Genomic DNA, 19,593 nt, shown 5'->3' with positions numbered 1-19,593 from the left:
GGGATGGACGCGCGATGGGGCGGCGATCATCCCATGGAGGTTATGGTGGGTTCCAGTACGGACTAACGGACGGTGACTGATGCACCTGTGGCGAGGGAACTTGCTTGCGTTGGTGTGGAAAGTGGTCCCTGTATTTTTCCAGCTGCAGCGCACTGGCAAGTTTTTCGACGGCTGTGCCGCCAAACGGGGGAAAAGCCCCCTCGCCACAAAGTCTGGCTTGGTCAAGCCTCCCGACGCACCGGATAGCTTTTGATCACCTCCAGAAACTCGATCCGACGCTCCCGGGCCAACAACTCCGGCAGCCGTTTTTCATACGCCTGACGGTAGGGCTTGTTCAGGTGGCGAGTGATGAAGTCTTCCTTGCTGCAGTTCCAGGTTTCGTAGAGCACCAGGGTGTTCGGGTCGTCCTGGAGTTGGTGCACCCAGGTGTTGACGAAGTCCGGTTCGGCCGACATCTGGTACACGACGTCCAGCAGCCGTTCTCGGGTTTCGTCGAAACGTTCCGGTTTGGCGGGCAGGTAAACGATAAACGCGACTTGATCACTCATTTCATCACCTTCGATCGTCGGAAACGGTTATTGAGCCTGGTTCTGCGGGAACAGGTTACGGCGGGTTTCTTCGTCGAATTCGGCTTTCAGCACCAGTTGCCCTTTCAGGCCGTGAGCGCGCTGGGCCGCGGGGCGGGCGCTGATTTCATCAAACAGGCGCTTGACGTTCGGGTAGGCCTCGAGGCCGTTTTCGCCAAGGATGTACGGCGCGTAATTGGCCCAGCCCCAGAGAGCCATGTCGGCGATGCTGTAGGTGTCGCCGGCCAGGTACGGGTGATCGGCCAGACGCTGGTCGAGCACTCGGTAGTGACGCTCGACTTCCTTGAGGTAGCGGTTTTTCGCGTAAGGCAGGTCCTCCGGTGCGTGGTGCAGGAAGTGCACGGCCTGGCCCGAGAACGGCGAGAGGCCGGTAGCGATGAACATCAGCCACGACAGCAGCTCGGCATTGCCGGCAGCGGTGGTCGGCAGGAAGCGCTGATGTTTCTGTGCCAGGTGCAGCAGGATCGCTTGAGAGTCGAAAACCGTGGCGTCGCCATCGATCAGGGCCGGCACCTTGGCGTTCGGGTTGATCGCCAGGAAAGCCGGCAGGTGTTGTTCGCCCTTGAAGGTATCGACGCCGATCAATTCATAAGGCGTTTGCAGTTCTTCGAGCAGCAGGGCGACTTTCATCGGATTAGGCGAAGGGTGGAAAAAGAATTTCATGGTGTAGGCCTCAGTCAGTCGTGGGTTGTGAACTGAGGTTGATGTTGGGCGAAACCCGTTCGATTGACGTACGGGGTTTTTGCTCTATTCGTGCGAAACCATCGAATGTGTCCGCCTGATGACCTGAAGCAACTAGCGCTTGATGGCGGTACGTCCAGCGTCCGCCGCCACCGGATCGACGGGCCGCGCCAGCAAGCGTTTGGTGACCCCCAGCATCGCCACGGACACCGCCACTCCAAGGGCGAATGCGTTCATCCCGAGTGCTGGCAATGCCAGCGTCAGGACCAGGCAAAAGGCCGAGAACGAATACATCCCGGTCGCCGTCGCGCGCAGCAGGGCCGCGGTAAACGCCGGACCACGGGTTTGCTGGGAAAACACCGCCATCACGCTGCCCAGCACCGGGAACACGGCGAGCAGCCCGCTCCAGCGATCACCCACGGTGCTGGCAAGCAAGGTGACCGCGAGGGTCAGCAGGGCGCCGGCGATCATGCGCAGCAGCAGTTTGTCGGACTTGGGTGCCGGGCCTGACAGGATCGGCTGCACCGACGGGAACAGGTGAGGTGCGGCCAACAGTGCCGTTGCGGCGGCGATCACCGACAGTGGCAGCGACGGCGGGATCAACGACAGCAACACCGCCACCGTGGCCCACACCAGTAGTGAAATCGTTAGCGCCAGCGGCCATCCCGTGCGTTGGGCGACCTGCGCGTAGGTCACACAGAAGGCGATCATCGCGAACATCGCCGACAGGGCCGCCATGGCCGATTGCGCGGCGAAGGCTTCACCTTGTTCGATGGCGAGGAAAAACAGAATCGGCCCGACCACCACCGGTAATCCCGACAACCAACCGGCCAAGCTCGGCCCCCAGCGTTTACCGGCCAGGGAAATGAGCAGCAGGAATCCTGGAATCACCAGCAGTTTGAGTATCAGCACACGCGAGTCTCCAATCTGTTTCAGGCGGCAACGTTAGCATTGCGAACGGCGGATTGCTCTATAGATGTTGTTTTTTTGTATACAACATTCCCATCCAGACACCGTGCAACCCTGTAGAAGCTGGCTTGCCGGCGAGAGCGTCAGCCCCGCCAACACCCTGATCGGATGCAAACATCTCATCGCCGACAGCCCGGCTCCCCCAGGGTTTTGCGTATACGCTGAAACGTCTAAGCTGGGCGTCTCCCACCTGTTGATGGACCTTCGCGTGAAATTCAGCTTGCCCAAAATCGGCACCGCGCCGTTTTGCCCCCCGGAAGTGGCGGGCAGCGTTGCCGTCGATCCCGACGCTTCCTTTTTCAAACGCGTGCTGCGCTTCGCCGGGCCCGGTTTGCTGGTGTCCATCGGTTACATGGACCCGGGCAACTGGGCGACCGCCATCGAGGCCGGCTCGCGGTTTGGCTACAGCTTGCTGTTCGTGGTGCTGCTGGCGAGTCTGGCGGGGATGGTGGTGCAGTGTTTGTGTTCGCGCCTGGGTATTGCCACCGGGCGTGATCTGGCGCAGTTGTCCCGGGAGCGCTACAGCACGCGGACTGCGCGCACGCAGTGGCTGCTGGCGGAAATCTCGATTGTCGCCACCGACCTGGCCGAAGTGCTCGGTTGTGCGTTGGCGTTCCATTTGCTGCTGGGGTGTTCGCTGACCTTCGGTATTGCGCTGACGGCGTTCGATACCTTGCTGGTGCTGGCCCTGCAAAACCGGGGCTTTCGCCGTCTGGAAGCGATCATGCTGGTGCTGGTGGCCACCATCGGCGCGTGTTTCTTCGTCGAGCTGCTGTTGATCAAGCCTTACTGGCCCGACGTTGCCCGAGGTTTCACGCCTTCACTCTCCGCCATCGGCGAGGCCGCGCCGCTGTATTTGGCCATCGGCATTCTCGGGGCCACGGTGATGCCGCATAACCTCTACCTGCACACTTCGATCGTACAGACCCGGCTGATCGGCAAGGACCTGGCGAGCAAGCAGGACGCCGTGCAACTGGCGCGCATCGACACCATCGGCTCCCTGGCCCTGGCGCTGTTGGTCAACGCGGCCATCCTGATTCTCGCTGCCGCGGCGTTTCACAAGACCGGGCATACCGATGTCGTGGATATCCAGGACGCCTATCACCTGCTCGACCCGCTAGTGGGCGGGGCGTTGGCCAGCGTGCTGTTCGGCGTTGCACTGCTGGCTTCGGGACAGAGTTCGACCTTTACCGGCACTATTGCCGGCCAAGTGATCATGGAAGGTTTCCTCGACCTGCGGATTCCTTGCTGGCAGCGGCGCTTGATCACCCGCGGGCTGGCATTGATCCCGGCGTTCATTGGCGTGTGGCTGATGGGCGACGATGCCATCGGCAAGTTACTGGTGCTCAGTCAGGTGGTGCTGAGTCTGCAGTTGCCGTTTGCCTTGTACCCGCTGATCCGGATGACCAACGATCACAGGCTCATGGGGCCATTCGTGAACCGGTTACCGACGCGGGTGCTGGCGTGGGGGTTGTTCGTGCTGATCAGCGGGGCGAACAGCTGGTTGATCCTGCAGTTTCTGGGTTGAGTGACAGCAAACTGCTACCGCCAGTGAGCAATGGTTGTCTGGTACTGGCGATGAACCCTCATGCGCTGTCGCGGTGAAACGCCTCGACCATGAAGTCAATGAACACCCGGGTCTTGGCCGGCATCAGCGTCCGGCTCGGGTAATACAGCGAAATCGCCCCCCCATCGGCATGCCAGTCCGGCAGCACACGCACCAGCTCGCCGCGCTGGATATGCGCCTGGACATCAGGCAGTACCAGCAGGGTGACGCCCAAGCCAAGAAGCGCCGCCTCTCGCATGGCCGCCGGGTCATTGAGCACAATGTTCTCGTTCAGGCTGGCCGTGGCTTCATGGCCGGCGTCATCTTGCATCAGCCATTGACGAATGCGTCCGGTGCGGCTGCCGCGCATCACGATGCCATTGAGTCGAGACAACTCTGTCGGGTGGGCGGGCAGGACCTGTCCCGCCAGGTACGCAGGGGACGCCACGGCGACAATATCGGCCGCCGCGAGTTTTCTTGAAATCACCCCCGGCGTCAGCTCGAACACCCCTCCGATGGCCGCGTCATAGCCTTCGGCAATCAAGTCCACCTGGCGATTTTCGAAGTGCCATTCGGGGCGGATCAACGGGTAACGCGCGAGAAAGGCCGGCAGCAATGGCAACACATGGCTGATGCCAAACGTCGGTGGCAGGCTCACCTTGAGCACGCCGGCGGGTTCGCCACGGTCGGTGCTCACGGCGCTGATCGCCGTTTGCAATGCCTCCAGATTGCCGCCGATGCTGGCCAGAAAGCTTTCGCCGGCTTCCGTCAGGGACAATTTGCGCGTCGAGCGCTGGAACAGGCGGACGCCGATGTTGCGTTCGAGCATCGCCACATTGCGACTGACCGCAGCAGGCGTCAGTGCGAGCAACCGCGCGGCCGCGGAAAAACTCCCCGTTTCGGCGCTGCGCACAAAGGATTCAAGGTTGGCGAGGGTTTCCATGGATCGACACCTGATAGCAATGCTTGAATATCATTCAAGTTATTACCGGCTAATAAAGCGCTAATGGCAAGCGCAGTATTCACTCCAACCACAACCCCCTCGGAGTGAAAAACCATGAGCACCATCGGAATCATCGGCGCCGGCGCAATCGGCGCAGCGTTTGCCAGGGCACTGTCGCGTCAAGGCATCGAACTGGTCATCGCCAACAGTCGCGGTCCTGAAAGCCTGGCGTCACTGGTGGCAGACCTCGGGCCGACCGCTCGCGCCGGCACCCGTGAAGAGGCGGCCGCCCAGCCTATCGTGCTGGTGGCGGTGAACTGGTCGAAGTTGCCGATCGCTCTGGCGGGTTTGCCGGCGTTTGACGGGCGGATCGTGATCGATGCCAACAACTCGATTGAGGCGCCATCGTTCAAGGCGGTGGATCTGCAAGGCCTTATGTCCAGCGAAGTGTTCGCCGAGTGGGTGCCCGGTGCGCGGGTGGTCAAGGCCTTCAATCACCTGGCGGCGGGATTGCTGGAGCGTGATCCGGCAGCAGAGGGCGGACGGCGCGTGCTGTTTGTCTCGGGTGACGATGCCGACGCCAAAGCGCAGGTGGTGGACTTGATCGAGCGAGTGGGGTTCTTCGGGATCGATCTGGGGACGCTGAGTGTCGGGGCAAGGCTGGCACAGTTTCCGGGCGGACCTTTGCCGATTTTGAACCTGGTCAGATTTGCCTGAAACCCAGGCAAAAAGAACCCGGTGCGACGTGCGTCACACCGGGTGTTTTACCATGCTACGGCGGTTCTTCGTGGGTCCCCGTGCAGCCTGTTGAACGCGTTAGGCCCGCTCGAGCGCCAGTGCCACGCCCTGACCACCACCGATGCACAGGGTGGCGAGGCCTTTCTTGGCGTCACGCTTGATCATTTCATGCAACAGCGTCACCAGTACCCGGCAACCCGACGCACCGATCGGGTGGCCCAGGGCGATGGCACCGCCGTTGACGTTGACCTTGTTCAAGTCCCATTCCAGGTCCTTGGCCACAGCCAGGGATTGTGCGGCGAAGGCTTCGTTGGCTTCGATCAGGTCCAGTTGATCGATGGACCAACCGGCCTTGTCCAGGCAACGACGCGTGGCCGACACCGGGCCAATGCCCATGATCGCCGGGTCCACGCCTGCGTTGGCATAGGCTGCGATTTTCGCCAGTACCGGCAGACCCAGGGCCTTGGCTTTCTCGGCGCTCATCAGGATCACCGCGGCGGCGCCGTCGTTGAGCGACGAAGCGTTACCGGCAGTCACCGAGCCGTCCTTTTTGAAGGCTGGCTTGAGTTTGCCCAGGGATTCGGCGGTGGTGCCGGCCCGTGGTTGCTCATCGGTGGCGAAGGACAGCGGATCGCCCTTGCGCTGGGGAATCAGGATCGGCGTGATCTCATCGACAAAACGCCCGCCTTCGATGGCGGCGGTGGCTTTTTGCTGCGAGGCGGCGGCGAATGCATCCTGCTGCTCGCGGGTCAGGCTGTACTTCTCGGCCAGGTTTTCGGCGGTGATGCCCATGTGGTAATCGTTGAACGCGTCCCACAGGCCGTCGCTGATCATGGTGTCGACGAGTGGCGCGTTACCCATGCGCAGGCCGGTGCGGGCGCCGGGCATGACGTAGTTGGACAGGCTCATGTTTTCCTGGCCGCCAGCGATGATCACGTCGGCGTCGCCGCAACGGATGGCCTGGGCGCCCAAGTGCAGGGCCTTGAGGCCGGATCCGCAGACTTTGTTCAGGGTCATGGCAGGCACGGCGAAGGGCAGGCCGGCCTTGATCGACGCCTGGCGCGCAGGGTTTTGCCCGGCACCGGCGGTCAGCACCTGGCCCATGATCACTTCATCGACTTGGGCAGGGTCCAGGCCGGTTTGCGCGAGCAACTGACGGATGACCGCCGCGCCCAGGTCAACGGCGGATACGTTCGCCAGGGAGCCCTGGAAACTGCCGATGGCGGTGCGTGTGGCGGCAACAATGACGACTTCTTGCATGGAATGATTCCTCACTGGTCAGCGAATTGCATTTCCGGAACGTGGTCCGGCACGATCAGTTTGCCGGCGGTTTTGGCAACGATTTCTTCAACGCTGACGCCGGGTGCGCGTTCCTTGAGATGGAAGGCGCCGTCCTGGATTTCCAGGTAGGCCAGGTCGGTCAGCACGCGCTTGATGCAACCGGCGCCGGTCAGCGGCAGGCTGCATTGGGACAACAGCTTGGACTCACCGTCCTTGGACGCGTGAGTCATGATAACGATGATGTTTTCCGCGCCCGCCACCAGGTCCATGGCGCCGCCCATGCCCTTGACCAGCTTGCCGGGAATCATCCAGGAGGCGATGTTGCCTTGTACGTCGACTTCGAAGGCGCCCAGCACGGTCAGGTCGACATGGCCACCACGGATCATCGCGAAGGACTCGGCCGAGGAAAAGATCGAAGCGCCGATACGGGCGGTCACGGTTTGTTTGCCGGCATTGATCATGTCGGCGTCGATGGTTTCTTCAGTAGGAAAAGGACCCATGCCGAGCAGGCCGTTTTCCGACTGCAGCATGACTTCCATGCCTTCGGGGATGTAGTTGGCGACCAGGGTCGGAATGCCGATGCCCAGGTTCACGTAGAAGCCGTCCTGCATTTCGCGGGCGACGCGTTGAGCCATTTGTTCGCGGGAAAGTGCCATTGTTGTTATTCCTTCATTCGGTCCGGGGGCAGGGGATCACTTACGCACGGTGCGCTGTTCGATGCGCTTCTCGAACGTGCCGCAAATGATCCGGTCGACGTAGATGCCAGGGGTGTGGATCTGCGACGGCTCCAGTTCGCCGGGTTCGACGATTTCCTCGACTTCGACCACGGTGATCTTGCCGGCGGTGGCGGCCAGCGGGTTGAAGTTCTGGGCGGTGTGGCGGTAGATCACGTTACCGAAATGGTCGGCTTTCCAGCCTTTGACGATGGCGAAGTCGCCGGTGATGGATTCTTCCATCAGGTACTTGCGGCCATGGAATTCGCGCACTTCCTTGCCTTCGGCAACCGGGGTGCCGACGCCGGTCGCGGTGAAGAACGCCGGGATGCCGGCACCGCCTGCGCGCATTTTTTCGGCGAGGGTGCCTTGGGGGGTCAGGATGACTTCGATTTCGCCTTTGAGCAGTTGCTCTTCGAACAGCTTGTTTTCGCCGACGTAGGAGGCCACGACTTTGCTGATCTGGCGGTCGGTCAACAATACGCCGAGCCCGAAGCCGTCGACGCCGCAGTTGTTGGAGACCACGGTGAGGTCGCGTGTGCCCTTGCGTTTGATCTCGGCGATCAGGTTTTCCGGGATCCCGCACAGGCCGAATCCGCCGGCGATCACCGTCATGCCGTCTTCAAGACCTGCCAGAGCTTCCTCGTAGGAACTCACGCGCTTGTCGAAACCTGCCATATGCACCTCTTTTATTCTTTATGGGCGGCTGGCTAGCCGAATGGGGTTGAGTGTCTCGCCGCAAGATTGATTTGTTAAGTTGTTTTTTTGGCTGTATTAATTGATAAAACTCATCAAATTGCTGCTTTCGATCTTGCAGCTTAGAGCTCGTAGCTTACAACTGGAGCAACGCACATTGACCATCAAGCAGATCCGCGCCTTCCTGGCAGTGGCCCAGAGTTTGAGTTTCGCCGTGGCCTGCGAGCGCTTGCACCTGTCTCAGTCGGCCCTGAGCCTGACCATCAAGGCGCTGGAGGAGAGCCTGGGCGGGCGATTGTTCACCCGCAATACGCGCAATGTCGCATTGACCGCCGAGGGTGAATCGCTGGTGCCGCTGGCGCGCCGCCTGATTGCCGATTGGGACAATGCCGAAGATGAATTGCGCCAGCGCTTCACCCTCCAGCGCGGGCGCGTGACCCTCGCGGCCATGCCGTCGTTCGCCGGCAACCTGCTGCCACCGATCCTCAAGACCTTTCGCGCGCGCTACCCGAAAGTCAACGTCACGGTGAACGACGTGATCAACGAGCAAGTGCTGGAAATGGTCCGTGACCGCCAGGTGGAGCTGGGGGTGGCGTTCGAACCGACCCAGAATTCGTCGTTGCATTTTACGCCGTTGTACGTTGACCGCTTTGTGGCGGTCGTGCCCCTTGACTCGCCGCTGGCCACGCGGGATGACATCGACTGGCAGACCTTGCTCAAGGAACCGTTCATTACCTTGCAGCGCCCATCGACGGTGCGGGTAATGCTGGAGGAACACTTGCAGGCGCGGGGCATGAAATTGCCAGTGGAGTTTGAAAGCCATCAGTTGTCCACGGTCGGTCGGATGGTCGCCAGCGGACTGGGTGTGAGCGCGGTGCCGGCCTTGTGCGCCGGGCAGATGCGCGAACTGGGCGCGCGGTGCATCACCTTGCGCGACCCGGTGGTTGAGCGGGCGCTAGGGGTGTTGACGTTGCCGGGGGGAGAGCTGTCGGCGGCGGCGCAGGCGTTGTTTGATGTGCTTAAAGAAGAAAGTCTGAGTCGGCAGGCAGTAGGACATTGATCTTCCATCTTGTAGGAGCGAGCCGGCTCGCGATTGCCGTCAACGATGACGCGGGCTATCTGAATGCCCGCGGTGTCCTGGCGTCCATCGCGAGCAGGCTCGCTCCTACGGGGATTGGGTCGCGTCAGAGGTGGGAGAGGCGCTGTGCCAATAAGGGCAACAACTGCTCGCAGGACATCTCTATCTTCAAGTCCAGCAGGTCGTCGGCCCGCGTCTTGCCCAGGTTGATCGCCAGCAATGGCTTGCCCTGATCCACCACCGCGCGGCACAGGCGAAATGCCGAATAGGCCATCAACGACGAGCCGACGACCAATAGCCCGGCCGCCTTTTCCACCGCAGCCATCGCTTTGGCGGCGGTTTCCTGCGCGACGTTTTCGCCAAAGAACACCACGTCCGGTTTCATCCGTTCACCGGCGCAATAGGGGCAACGGGGTACTTGAAAGCGGGCTTCGAAGGCAGCGTCCAGCAGGGTGTCGCCGTCCGGCGCCTGCACTGCATCAACGCCGGCCAGATAGGGGTTCTGTGCTTCCATCTGTTGCTGGATCGTATCCCGTTCACTGCGTTTGGCGCAGTCCAGACACAGCACCCGGTGCAGGCTGCCGTGCAGTTCGATCACGTCATGGCTGCCGGCCTGGTCGTGCAGGGTATCGACATTCTGGGTGATCAGGCCGCTGATCTGCCGGGTACTCTGCAATCGGGCCAGGGTGTCGTGAGCCACGTTCGGCCGGGCCTGGCGCACCCGTGGCCAACCGAGCATCGCCCGCGCCCAGTAACGTCGGCGGGACTCGGGCGCGGAGAGAAATTCCTGATACATCATCGGCTGCCGGCCACGCCGGACGCCCTGATTGTCGCGATAGTCCGGAATGCCCGACGGGGTGCTGATCCCGGCACCGGTCAGAACCACGTACGGTTGATCGTCCATGAGTTGCTGGAGCCGGTCGAGTTGTTCGAGGGTCAGGCTGTCGAGCATGTCGGGAAACCTGTAGGAGCGAGCTTGCTCGCGATGGTGTGTCAGTCGACATCAATGTACCTGACCCATCTTCGCTGGCAAGCCAGCGCCTACAAAAGGCAACCGAACTTACTTGCGTGCTTCAAGAATCAGGTTGAACGGCGTTTCCGTCGCCCGGCGGAAACTGGAGAATCCGGCTTCGGTGAACACCTTGCGCAACCGTGCTTCGCCCGCCTGGGCGCCGAGGCCGAGACCAACCTCCTGGGACAGCGAGTTGGGCGTGCAGATGAAGGTCGAGGCGGCATAGAACAAACGACCGACCGGATTGATGTTTTCATCGAGCGAGTCGTTGGCGAAGGGTTCCACCAGCAGCACCGTGCCGTCCGGTTTCAGTGACTCGTAGGCATGTCTGGCCGCGCCGACCGGGTCGCCCATGTCGTGCAGGCAGTCGAAGTAGCAGACCAGGTCATAGTCGTTGCCGGGGTAGCTCTTTGCCGTGCCCTGGAAGAATCGCGCCCGACCGCCCACGCCACCTTCTTCGGCGCGTTGGGTGGCGACTGTGACGGAGGGCGCGTGGTAGTCGAAGCCGACAAATCGCGACTCGGGAAAGGCCTGGGCCATGATCACGGTGGAGGCGCCATGCCCGCAGCCAATGTCTGCCACTTTCGCCCCGGCTTCCAGCTTGGCCACCACGCCATCGAGGGCCGGTAGCCATTCGGCGATCAGGTGGGCCTTGTAGCCAGGGCGGAAGAACCGCTCGGTGCCGCTGAACATGCACGGATGGTGATCGCCCCAGGGCAGGGCGCCGTCGCCGCGCATGGCGTTGACCAGTTTGTCCTTGTCATGGAAAAACGAAGCGACCACCCCGACGCCGCCGGCGATGTAGACCGGCGAGTCCTCGATGGCCAACGCCAGGGCTTGCTCTTCGGGCAAGCGGAACTGTCCGTCGGAGTGTTCCATGTAGCCTGAAGCGGCGTGGGCGCTGAGCCATTCGCGCACCAGGCGTGGGTTGCAGCCGGTCTTGCCGGCGAGTGTTTCAGGGGTGACGGGCTGGCTGTCGGCCATGGCCCGGTACAGCCCGAGTTCTTCGCCGAGGATGACGTTGGCGAGCATCGCCGCGCCGCCCATGTCATTCACCAGTTTGCCCATGAAGTCATTGAGTCTGGCCTCGTCCATCACGTGTGCTCCTTCAAGAGGATCACAGTCCAGAGGCATTGTTTGCCTGGGCAAGCCGCCGCTGGGCGGTGGTCGTGGGGGATGTTCAGGACGATTTGCATGTCCTGGGTGCATTAAGTTTAGTTCGCTAGTCGAATGGCGCTTTGCCTGGCGACCAAGGACCCCTGCGGGCTTGCCCGCGATAGCGCAGTGTCAATCAACAAATAGGCCAGATCTGCCAGCCTCATCGCGGGCAAGTCGAATCGTTGGACCGCCGTTCCCACGGGGATTTGGCCAGCAGTGCCTGCGTATGTATCCCACTGTATCTAACCGCCTTCCCGATACTGTTCCCCTCAATTCAAGGCCACCGCTGAACACAGAACAGATACATCACTTCGATTAACTGTGATTGCGTACTGACAACCCCAGGGATCGACACCATGCAAACCCCCATCATTTCAGCGAAGGCCAGCGCCGGGCTCGGCTTGCGTCGCGGTTTAATCAAAGACCTCCAGGCCGCCCCGGCCGGCCATTTCGATTTCCTCGAAGTCGCGCCGGAAAACTGGATCGGCATCGGCGGTGCTCAGGGGGCGGCACTGCGAGCACTGGCCGAACGCTATCCGCTGTCCTGCCATGGGTTGTCACTGTCCCTGGGCGGGCCGTCACCGCTGGATGTCGGGTTCCTGCAGCAGGTGCGGGTGTTTCTCGATCACTACAACGTGCCGCTGTACAGCGAGCACCTGAGTTATTGCAGCGATGACGGTCACCTCTACGACCTGTTGCCGTTGCCGTTTACCGAAGAAGCGGTGCACCACGTCGCCGCGCGCATTCGTCAGGCCCAGGACATTCTTGGCCGGCGCCTGGCGGTGGAAAATGTTTCCTATTACGCCGCGCCACAGCAGGACATGGACGAGGTGACATTCACCAACGCGGTATTGCGCGAAGCCGACTGCGATCTGCTGCTGGACGTCAACAACGTTTACGTCAACTCGATCAACCACGGTTTCGATCCACACGAATTCCTCGCCAGCATCGATTCGAACCGGGTGGTGGCCATGCACATCGCCGGGCATTTCGATGAGTCCGACACCTTGAAAATCGACACCCACGGGGCGTCGGTCAAGCCGGCGGTGTGGTCATTGCTGGCCGAGGCCTATGCCCGGTTCGGCGCCCGCCCGACGTTGCTGGAGCGCGATTTCAACTTTCCGGTGTTTTCCGAACTGGTCGCCGAGTTGCAGACCATTCGCCGCTTGCAGGCCGGGGAGGTAAGCCGTGGCCAAGCGCTCGTTGCATGAACAACAACACAGCATGGGCCTGTACCTGCGCGACCCTGAACACTGTGCGCCACCCGTCGAGATGGACCCGGCGCGGGCTGAGGTTTATCGCGACCTGGTGTTCGCCAACCTGTCGTCGTTGATCAGCGGCACCTTCCCGGTGCTGGTGAACATCCTGGGTGATGACCAGTGGCGTGCGCTGGTGCGGGCTTTTCTGCACGATTACCGCGCCCACACGCCGAAGTTCGGCGAGATCGCCGAGGAATTCGTCGAGTTCCTGGCGTCCGAGCCGCAAGCGTTGGCCGAGGGTTCCTGGCCGCCATTCATGGTGGAGCTGGCGCATTACGAATGGGTCGAAATGGCGCTGCAACAATCCGAAGCCGAGCCTTTGCCGGCCGGCGATGCAGAAGGGTTGCTGAGCCGCCCGTTGCACATCTCGCCACTGGCCTGGCCGTTGGCCTATAGCTGGCCGGTGCAGAGGGTCGGACCGGGCTATCAGCCCGATACCGCACCCGATCAGCCGACCTTGTTGCTGGTGCGACGGGCTGAAGACTGGAGCGTAAAGTTTTCCGAACTGAGCCCGCTGGCGTGGCGCCTGTTGCAGCGCCTGGATGAGTTTCCCGGGCTGGACGGCCGTTCGCAGTTGCAGGGGTTGGCGGAGGAGGCGGGGATGACCGGCTCGCAGACGTTCTTCGAAAACGGTTTGGCATTGATCCAACAGCTGCATGGGGAAGGGGTGGTGGGCGTCATCAACTGATTTTTTGCGGATGGACCCGATCCTGTGGGAGCTGGCTTGCCAGCGATGGATTCACAACCACTTCTGTTATCCATCGAGTCCGCGCCATCGTTAAGGACCATCGCTGGCAGGCCAGCTCCTACAGGGCTCGTATACATCTGGATGTTGCACATTTGTTCCATGTGTTTCACCGTTGAAACACTCGTAACCCTTTGAAATTTATTTGCGCGATCCCCGCAATAAACCTCAAGCCTGGCCGATACAACTAACAGGCGCACACAAACCCATTACAACAAGGGCGCCCATCTGAAACGGGCGCGCCGACGCCTGCCGTTCAGTGATCACGCATGGATGCTCGTAGCCACCAACACCCGAGAATCATCCTATGTCACTGCGTAATCTGAGTATCGCGCCTCGAGCTTTCCTGGGGTTTGCCTTCATTGCCCTGCTGGTCATTGTGCTGGGGGTGTTTGCGGTGAATCGCATGAGTATCATCCGCCAGGCCTCCCTGGACATGGAAACGAACCAACTGCCCAGCGTCGGTTTTCTTGGCAACATGACCGAAAACGTGTTGCGCATGCGCATTCTGTCGTTCCGGATATTGGTCAACCGTGATCCGGCAGCTCTGCAGGATGCCCAGACGCGCATCGGTGTGTTGGTCGACAAGCTGCGCAGCGCCCAGGCCAGTTATGCCGCGTTGCCATCCCAGCCGGAAGAAGCGCAGCTGTACAAGACATTCACCGCTACCCTGGACAGCTACATGCAAGCCCAGGAGCAGATGCTGGAGTTGTCGCGCCAGAACAGGCTCGACGAAATGCGCACGCTGATCAACACGCGGATCAAGGACGGCACCGATCAGATGGGTGAGCAGCTCAACAAGTTGGTGGCACTCAATACCGGTTATGCCAAAACCGCCTCGGCCGAAGCGGGCGACAACTACAGCAGCGCCATTCTCGGCATTGTTGTCGTCGCCGTGATGGCCGCGTTGATGACCATCCTGCTGGCCTGGCTGCTGACCCGCAGCATCGTCACGCCGCTGAACCGCGCCTTGCTGGCGGCGCAGACCATCGCTGATGGCAATCTGAGCAAAACCATCGAGGCCGATGGCCAGGATGAGCCGGGTCGGCTGCTCGGTGCCTTGTCGACCATGCAGGCCAATCTGCGCAAAACCATCGAACAGATTGCCGGTTCCGCCACGCAACTGGGGGCCGCTGCCGAAGAGCTCAGCGCGGTGACTCAAGACGCTTCCCGCGGGCTGCAGCAACAGAACAACGAAATCGAACAGGCGGCGACGGCCGTCAATGAAATGACCGCCGCCGTGGAAGAAGTGGCGCGCAATGCGGTATCGACCTCCGAAGCGTCGAACCAGTCGACCCAGGCCGCCCGGGAAGGCCGCGACCGTGTGGTGGAGACCGTCGACGCGATCCAGACCATGACCCAAGACGTGCACACCACCTCGCTGATGATCGAAGGCCTGGCCGCCCAGGGACGCGACATCGGCAAGGTGCTGGACGTGATTCGTGCCATCGCCGAGCAAACCAACCTGCTGGCGTTGAACGCTGCGATCGAAGCCGCCCGTGCCGGTGAGGCCGGGCGCGGTTTTGCCGTGGTCGCGGACGAGGTGCGGGCGCTGGCCCATCGCACAGCGCAATCGACCCAGGAAATCGAAAAAATGGTCGCCGGCATCCAGAACGGTACCGGTGAAGCCGTGGCGTCGATGCAGCAAAGCAATCAACGCACCCAAAGTACCCTGGAAATGGCGCGTGCCGCCGGTGTCGCGCTGGAGCAGATCACTCAGTCGATCCATTTGATCAACGAGCGCAACCTGGTCATCGCCAGTGCGTCCGAAGAGCAGGCCCAGGTGTCTCGCGAAGTCGACCGCAACCTGGTGAATATTCGCGATCTCGCCACGCAGTCCGCCACAGGCGCCAACCAGACCAGCGCCGCCTCCCATGAACTGTCACGCCTGGCGGTGAATTTGAACGCGCTGGTGTCGAGGTTTGTCATCTAACGCGGTGCCCATGGCCGGGGTTGCGGATTGACCCGAAACCCCGGTCTTTCAAGCCGAGCGCGCCGGCAACTTGAGCTGCGCGCACAAGCCACCGCCCTCACGATTACTCAATGTCAGCGATCCCCCGATCGCCAACGCCAGTTGCTGTGCAATCGCCAGGCCCAGGCCGGTACCGCCGGTGCTGCGGTTGCGGGAGTTTTCCACGCGATAGAACGGCTGCATGACCTGGGCCAGTTCCTCTTCGGCGATGCCCGGACCACGGTCCATGACTTTCACCGACACGCTGCCGTCGGCCTGTTTCTCCACCAATAATTCGGCAGAGCCCGCGAACTTGAGGGCGTTGTCAGTGAGGTTGACCAGCACCCGGCGCAAGGCATGGGGGCGGGTGTCGATGACGGTGGCGCTCTTGCCGTTCAACTGGACCTCTTTGCCCATGTCCTGGTAGTCGAAGACCAGACTGTCGAGAAACGAGTCCAGATCCGTGCGGCGGCTTTCTTCGGTGGAGCCATGGATGCTGCGCGCGTAGGCCACGCCTTCGCGCACCAGGTGTTCCATTTCGCCGAGGTCGTTCCAGAGTTTGTCTTTTTCGGCGGAGTCGTCCATGAATTCGGCGCGCAGTTTCATCCGGGTGATCGGCGTTTGCAGGTCATGGGAGATCGCCGCCAACAGTTGCATGCGCTCCTTCAGGTAGGCGGCGATGCGCGCCTGCATGGCGTTGAATGCCTTGGCCGCGTGCGCGACTTCAGTCGGGCCTTTTTCGTCGAGCAGCACCGGGTGGGTGTTGGGGTCGAGGGTGTCCACGGCTTCGGCGAGACGGCTCAGGGGTCGGATGGCGATGCGCACGGCCAGCCAGGTGCAGGCGAGCATCAGCGCCAGTTGTCCGAGCAGGACGATGGGCAGCCAGGGTGACAACGGCACCATCGAAGGTCGTACGTCGATGGTCAGCGGGCTGCCGTCCGAGAGTGTCAGGTGCACCTGAAAGTGTTTTTTCGGCCCGGGAATGTCGGTGAAGGTCATCGGGTAATCCTGGCCGATGGCGTCCTTGATCGAGGCCATCGCCATCGGCGCCTCGGCCATGTCCATGTCCATCGGCGTGCCTTTTTCGCCGTCACTGAGCAGATAACCGTAATTGGCCCGTTGCAGTTGCTGCAGCCAGCCGGCGCGCTCGTTGGCCGGCAAGCGGTCGAGGATGGCGATGGAGGTCGAGACGTCGGTTTCCAGGTTGCCGAGCATGGTGTTTTTCGAGCTTTCGTAACGCTCGTAGTACTGCGCACCGAAAGACAGGGCCTGGGCGAGGATCAGGCCGATCAGGAAAATCAGCGACAGCCGCGACGCCAGGGTGCGAGGCCAATGCATCGATAGACTCACGAGGGGGCACCGACGATTTCCACGGGTAGGGAAAACACGTAGCCCTCGCTGCGCACGGTCTTGATGTAGGCCGGTTCGCGGGCATCGTCCAGCAGGCGCTGGCGCAAGCGGCTCACCAACAGGTCGATGGAGCGGTCGAACAGGTCGGCGTCGCGACCCTGGGTCAGGTTGAGCAATTGGTCGCGGTTGAGCACCCGCTGCGGATGGTCGAGGAACACCCGCAGCAAGCGATATTCCGCACCGCTGAGCGCGACCATGGTGCCGTCCTCATCGAGCAGGTGGCGGGCCGAGGTGTCCAGGCGCCAGCGCCCGAAAGCCAGCAGGCGGCTGGTTTCGGTGACCACCAGGTTCGGTGGCAACATGCGTGTGCGGCGCAGCACGGCGTTGATTCGCGCCAGCAGTTCACGGGCGACGAACGGCTTGACCAGGTAATCGTCGGCACCCATTTCCAGGCCGATGATGCGATCGGTTTCATCGTTGCGGGCGGTGAGCATCAAGACCGGGGTGGCCTTGTGTTTGCCGGCGCGCAGCTCGCGGCAGAGCATCAGGCCATCGTCGCCCGGCATCATGATGTCCAGCACGATCAGGTCTACCGGCGTGGATTCGAGGAAGCTGCGCATCTGCCGACCATCCGCCACGACCGTGGTGCGCAGGCCGTTCTTCTTGAGGTAGTTGCCCACCAGTTCGCGGATCTCGCGGTCATCGTCAACGATGAGAATGTGATCGACGTGTTCCATGGGTGCCTGCCTCTGTCAGTGGGGGATGTCGCACAGTTTATCGAGCCTTGGCCCGGTCGCCCGTAGCCCTTTGTATTGCAGTGTATCTGGCCAGTCGGTGGATACACACAGACGCAAAAACGCGAATTTTCAGGGGGTTTGTATCCCTGTGTATCCCGGCCCGGCTTTGATACTTGCCGATTTACCCGCGCCTGTTCCCGACACATACGGGATACCTCAGGGGCTTCTAATAGGTTCCATCGAGGCACACCCAACCGCCTCTAGCCAACAAACGACCTATCCGTTGAAACCTTGAGGAAAACGCCATGAACACCAAAGCCGTCTATGCCGCTTGCCTGTTTGCCGCGCTGAATATCTGCACCTTGTCGGCCCGCGCCGAAGCGGATACGCGCCCTAAAACCTACACCTACGGCACGCAACTGGACATCAAGAAAGTGGTGTCGTTGAAACAGGACGCCACGCCTTCCTGCGGGGTTGTGGATGCGCAATTGACCTACCTGGACTCCCAGAACAAAACCCGGGTCCTGGACTATCGCAAGATTTCTGACAGCTGCAACTCGGACAACTGAGTCCAGCGATCAGCCATTAGCCAATCCCTTTTGAATCCAGGAAGAACACCATGAACCACATCAGCCGCTACTTGACCGCCATTGCCTTTTCCGTCGCCGGTGTCGCTGCCCACGCCAACGCCGCTGTAGAACAAAGCGCCTGTGGCAGCAGCACCTGCTTTCAACTGACGCCCGTGGCGCAGAAGGGCGGCGACGCCTTTCTCGCCGAGGACGGCTACAACCGCACGCCACAGGGACAAGTCGTTGCCGAAAACGGTTATAGCCGCACGCCGCAGGGTAAGCAGCTGGATAGCCAGACAGCCTGACAACACCACCGTTCCCCTGTGAATTGCCACCCTCATTTCCAAGGTGATCCCATGTTCCTCATCGCTTTCCTGGGCGGCATATTGACCGTGCTCAGCCCCTGCATCCTGCCGGTTGTGCCGTTCCTGTTCGCCGGCGCCCATCGCACGCGCTCATCGATCATCCTGACCCTGGGCGGCATGGTGTTGACCTTCGCCCTGATTTCCAGCCTGGCGGTGGTCAGCAGTGAATGGGTGATCAAGGCCAGCAGCACCGGGCGCCAAGTGGCCCTGATCGTGATGGTGCTGTTCGCCCTGTCGCTGATTTCCGCCCGGGTTGGCGATTGGCTGGCACGGCCTTTCGTTCTGCTGGGCAACCGCATCGACCCCGACAGCCGCAAAATGTCCGGCCCGTTGAGTTCGATCATGATCGGTGTCGCCACCGGCCTGCTATGGGCGCCGTGCGCCGGGCCGATCCTCGGGGTGATTCTCACCAGTGCCATGCTGCAAGGCGCGAATGCCGGGACCAGCCTGTTGCTGGTGGCCTATGGCACTGGCAGTGCGTTGTCCCTCGGCACCTTGATCTTCGCCGGTCGCGGCCTGGTCAATCGCCTGAAACCTTCGATTCCCGTAACCGGCTGGCTGCGTCGTGGCGCCGGGGTGGCGGTGCTGGCCGGTGCCGTGATGATTTCCACTGGCGCTGATGACGTTCTTTTGGCCAATACATCGTCGGAAGGCGTCAGTAGCGTCGAGAAAGGCTTGCTGGAAACCGTGCCGAAAGTCGTCGACTACCTGGTCAGCAAGGCCAAGGCCGATTCGTCCATGGACAACGCCAAAGGCGCCATGCCGTCGCTGTCCGGTGCCGTGGAATGGATCAACTCACCCGCACTGAGCAACGAGTCGCTCAAGGGCAAAGTGGTGCTGGTGGACTTCTGGACCTTCGACTGCATCAACTGCAAGCACACCCTGCCGTACGTGAAGGACTGGGCGAAGAAATACGGGAAGGACGGCCTGGTGGTGATTGGCGTGCATACCCCTGAGTACGGGTTCGAACGCATCATCGACAACGTCAGGGACAAGGTGAAGGAGTACGGCATCACCTACCCGGTGGCGATCGACAACAACTACGCGATCTGGCGCAACTTCGACAACCAGTACTGGCCGGCGCACTACCTGATCGATGCCAAGGGGCAGGTGCGGTACACGCACTTTGGTGAAGGCAGTTATGAGACCCAGGAGAAGATGATCCAGCAGTTGCTGGAGGAGGCGAAGGCCGGCGCTCCAGCGGCGTAAAAAAGA

The 19,593-nt window shown here is 61.4% G+C and carries 20 protein-coding genes; 9 read left to right on the top strand and 11 right to left on the bottom strand.

All coding sequences use genetic code 11. The features are described 5' to 3' along the window. Nucleotides 1-221: 221 nt before the first annotated feature. From GQ39_RS13450 to GQ39_RS13440, 3 genes are all read right to left on the bottom strand, one after another. On the bottom strand, nucleotides 222-548 hold the full coding sequence (locus tag GQ39_RS13450; protein WP_047530571.1) for a putative quinol monooxygenase: 327 nt from the start codon (nucleotides 546-548) through the stop codon (nucleotides 222-224). A gap of 27 nt (nucleotides 549-575) precedes the next feature. Beyond that, on the bottom strand, nucleotides 576-1,250 hold the full coding sequence (locus GQ39_RS13445; RefSeq protein ID WP_047530568.1) for a glutathione S-transferase family protein: 675 nt from the start codon (nucleotides 1,248-1,250) through the stop codon (nucleotides 576-578). A 132-nt stretch (nucleotides 1,251-1,382) separates the two neighbouring features. Continuing rightward, nucleotides 1,383-2,180, bottom strand: coding sequence for a hypothetical protein (locus tag GQ39_RS13440; protein ID WP_047530564.1), 798 nt, complete (start codon nucleotides 2,178-2,180; stop codon nucleotides 1,383-1,385). A gap of 265 nt (nucleotides 2,181-2,445) precedes the next feature. Between GQ39_RS13440 and GQ39_RS13435 the strand changes: the two genes are divergently transcribed. Then, nucleotides 2,446-3,765: an Nramp family divalent metal transporter gene (locus tag GQ39_RS13435; RefSeq protein ID WP_047530561.1), complete on the top strand. Its 1,320-nt coding sequence runs from the start codon at nucleotides 2,446-2,448 to the stop codon at nucleotides 3,763-3,765. 58 nt (nucleotides 3,766-3,823) lie between these two features. On the opposite strand, the gene GQ39_RS13430 is transcribed toward GQ39_RS13435, so the two are convergent. After that, nucleotides 3,824-4,726, bottom strand: a complete 903-nt coding sequence (locus GQ39_RS13430; protein WP_047530558.1) for a LysR family transcriptional regulator — start codon at nucleotides 4,724-4,726, stop codon at nucleotides 3,824-3,826. Between the two features lie 114 nt (nucleotides 4,727-4,840). Here GQ39_RS13430 and GQ39_RS13425 point away from each other — a divergent pair, with 114 nt between their 5' ends. Beyond that, a complete protein-coding gene (locus GQ39_RS13425) occupies nucleotides 4,841-5,443 on the top strand; it encodes an NADPH-dependent F420 reductase (RefSeq protein ID WP_047530556.1) in 603 nt (200 codons plus the stop codon). Nucleotides 5,444-5,542: 99 nt separating this feature from the next. On the opposite strand, the gene GQ39_RS13420 is transcribed toward GQ39_RS13425, so the two are convergent. From GQ39_RS13420 to GQ39_RS13410, 3 genes are read right to left on the bottom strand one after another with little or no spacing between them, the layout of a single operon-like run. After that, on the bottom strand, nucleotides 5,543-6,724 hold the full coding sequence (locus tag GQ39_RS13420) for an acetyl-CoA C-acetyltransferase (protein WP_047530555.1): 1,182 nt from the start codon (nucleotides 6,722-6,724) through the stop codon (nucleotides 5,543-5,545). Between the two features lie 11 nt (nucleotides 6,725-6,735). Further along, entirely contained in the window at nucleotides 6,736-7,401 is a 666-nt protein-coding gene (locus GQ39_RS13415; RefSeq protein WP_047530552.1) for a CoA transferase subunit B, read from the bottom strand. A gap of 36 nt (nucleotides 7,402-7,437) precedes the next feature. Then, nucleotides 7,438-8,136, bottom strand: coding sequence for a CoA transferase subunit A (locus GQ39_RS13410; RefSeq protein WP_047530551.1), 699 nt, complete (start codon nucleotides 8,134-8,136; stop codon nucleotides 7,438-7,440). Between the two features lie 175 nt (nucleotides 8,137-8,311). On the opposite strand from GQ39_RS13410, the gene GQ39_RS13405 reads away from it, so the two are divergent. Further along, on the top strand, nucleotides 8,312-9,214 hold the full coding sequence (locus GQ39_RS13405; protein WP_047530549.1) for a LysR family transcriptional regulator: 903 nt from the start codon (nucleotides 8,312-8,314) through the stop codon (nucleotides 9,212-9,214). A gap of 124 nt (nucleotides 9,215-9,338) precedes the next feature. Here the strand turns inward: GQ39_RS13405 and GQ39_RS13400 are convergent, their stop codons facing one another. Next, nucleotides 9,339-10,184, bottom strand: a complete 846-nt coding sequence (locus GQ39_RS13400; RefSeq protein ID WP_047530547.1) for an NAD-dependent protein deacetylase — start codon at nucleotides 10,182-10,184, stop codon at nucleotides 9,339-9,341. A gap of 108 nt (nucleotides 10,185-10,292) precedes the next feature. Then, a complete protein-coding gene (locus tag GQ39_RS13395) occupies nucleotides 10,293-11,339 on the bottom strand; it encodes a class I SAM-dependent methyltransferase (protein WP_047530545.1) in 1,047 nt (348 codons plus the stop codon). 419 nt (nucleotides 11,340-11,758) lie between these two features. Here GQ39_RS13395 and GQ39_RS13390 point away from each other — a divergent pair, with 419 nt between their 5' ends. The 3 genes from GQ39_RS13390 to GQ39_RS13380 all read left to right on the top strand — a co-directional run bounded on the left by GQ39_RS13390 (nucleotide 11,759) and on the right by GQ39_RS13380 (nucleotide 15,339). Beyond that, nucleotides 11,759-12,613 carry an HvfB family MNIO-type RiPP peptide maturase gene (locus GQ39_RS13390; RefSeq protein WP_047530542.1) on the top strand — a complete coding sequence of 285 codons (855 nt, stop codon included), beginning with the start codon at nucleotides 11,759-11,761 and terminating at the stop codon, nucleotides 12,611-12,613. Continuing rightward, complete coding sequence (locus GQ39_RS13385; protein WP_047530540.1) at nucleotides 12,591-13,349, top strand: HvfC family RiPP maturation protein; 759 nt, start codon at nucleotides 12,591-12,593, stop codon at nucleotides 13,347-13,349. The genes GQ39_RS13390 and GQ39_RS13385 overlap by 23 nt, the downstream gene beginning before the upstream one ends. 364 nt (nucleotides 13,350-13,713) lie before the next feature. Continuing rightward, nucleotides 13,714-15,339, top strand: a complete 1,626-nt coding sequence (locus GQ39_RS13380; RefSeq protein WP_047530537.1) for a methyl-accepting chemotaxis protein — start codon at nucleotides 13,714-13,716, stop codon at nucleotides 15,337-15,339. Nucleotides 15,340-15,387: 48 nt separating this feature from the next. Here the strand turns inward: GQ39_RS13380 and GQ39_RS13375 are convergent, their stop codons facing one another. Beyond that, entirely contained in the window at nucleotides 15,388-16,707 is a 1,320-nt protein-coding gene (locus GQ39_RS13375) for an ATP-binding protein (RefSeq protein ID WP_047530535.1), read from the bottom strand. Further along, the gene (locus GQ39_RS13370) at nucleotides 16,704-17,444 is read right to left on the bottom strand and encodes a response regulator (protein WP_047530534.1); all 741 of its coding nucleotides are present in this window, start codon (nucleotides 17,442-17,444) and stop codon (nucleotides 16,704-16,706) included. Before GQ39_RS13370 ends, GQ39_RS13375 begins: the two co-directional genes overlap by 4 nt. 305 nt (nucleotides 17,445-17,749) lie before the next feature. Between GQ39_RS13370 and GQ39_RS13365 the strand changes: the two genes are divergently transcribed. Genes GQ39_RS13365 through GQ39_RS13355 form a run of 3 tightly spaced genes read left to right on the top strand, consistent with a single transcriptional unit; the run spans nucleotide 17,750 to nucleotide 19,587 of the window. Beyond that, entirely contained in the window at nucleotides 17,750-18,013 is a 264-nt protein-coding gene (locus GQ39_RS13365; RefSeq protein ID WP_047530532.1) for a DUF2790 domain-containing protein, read from the top strand. 50 nt (nucleotides 18,014-18,063) lie between these two features. Beyond that, on the top strand, nucleotides 18,064-18,318 hold the full coding sequence (locus tag GQ39_RS13360) for a hypothetical protein (protein WP_047530529.1): 255 nt from the start codon (nucleotides 18,064-18,066) through the stop codon (nucleotides 18,316-18,318). A 51-nt stretch (nucleotides 18,319-18,369) separates the two neighbouring features. Further along, complete coding sequence (locus GQ39_RS13355) at nucleotides 18,370-19,587, top strand: cytochrome c biogenesis protein DipZ (RefSeq protein ID WP_047530527.1); 1,218 nt, start codon at nucleotides 18,370-18,372, stop codon at nucleotides 19,585-19,587. The last annotated feature ends 6 nt before the right edge of the window (nucleotides 19,588-19,593 follow it).

It is taken from the genome of Pseudomonas sp. 11/12A (assembly GCF_000800055.1).
Taxonomy (GTDB): domain Bacteria; phylum Pseudomonadota; class Gammaproteobacteria; order Pseudomonadales; family Pseudomonadaceae; genus Aquipseudomonas; species Aquipseudomonas mohnii.
The sequence above is the reverse complement of the archived record's forward strand: the minus strand, read 5'-3'. Positions and strand labels throughout refer to the sequence as shown.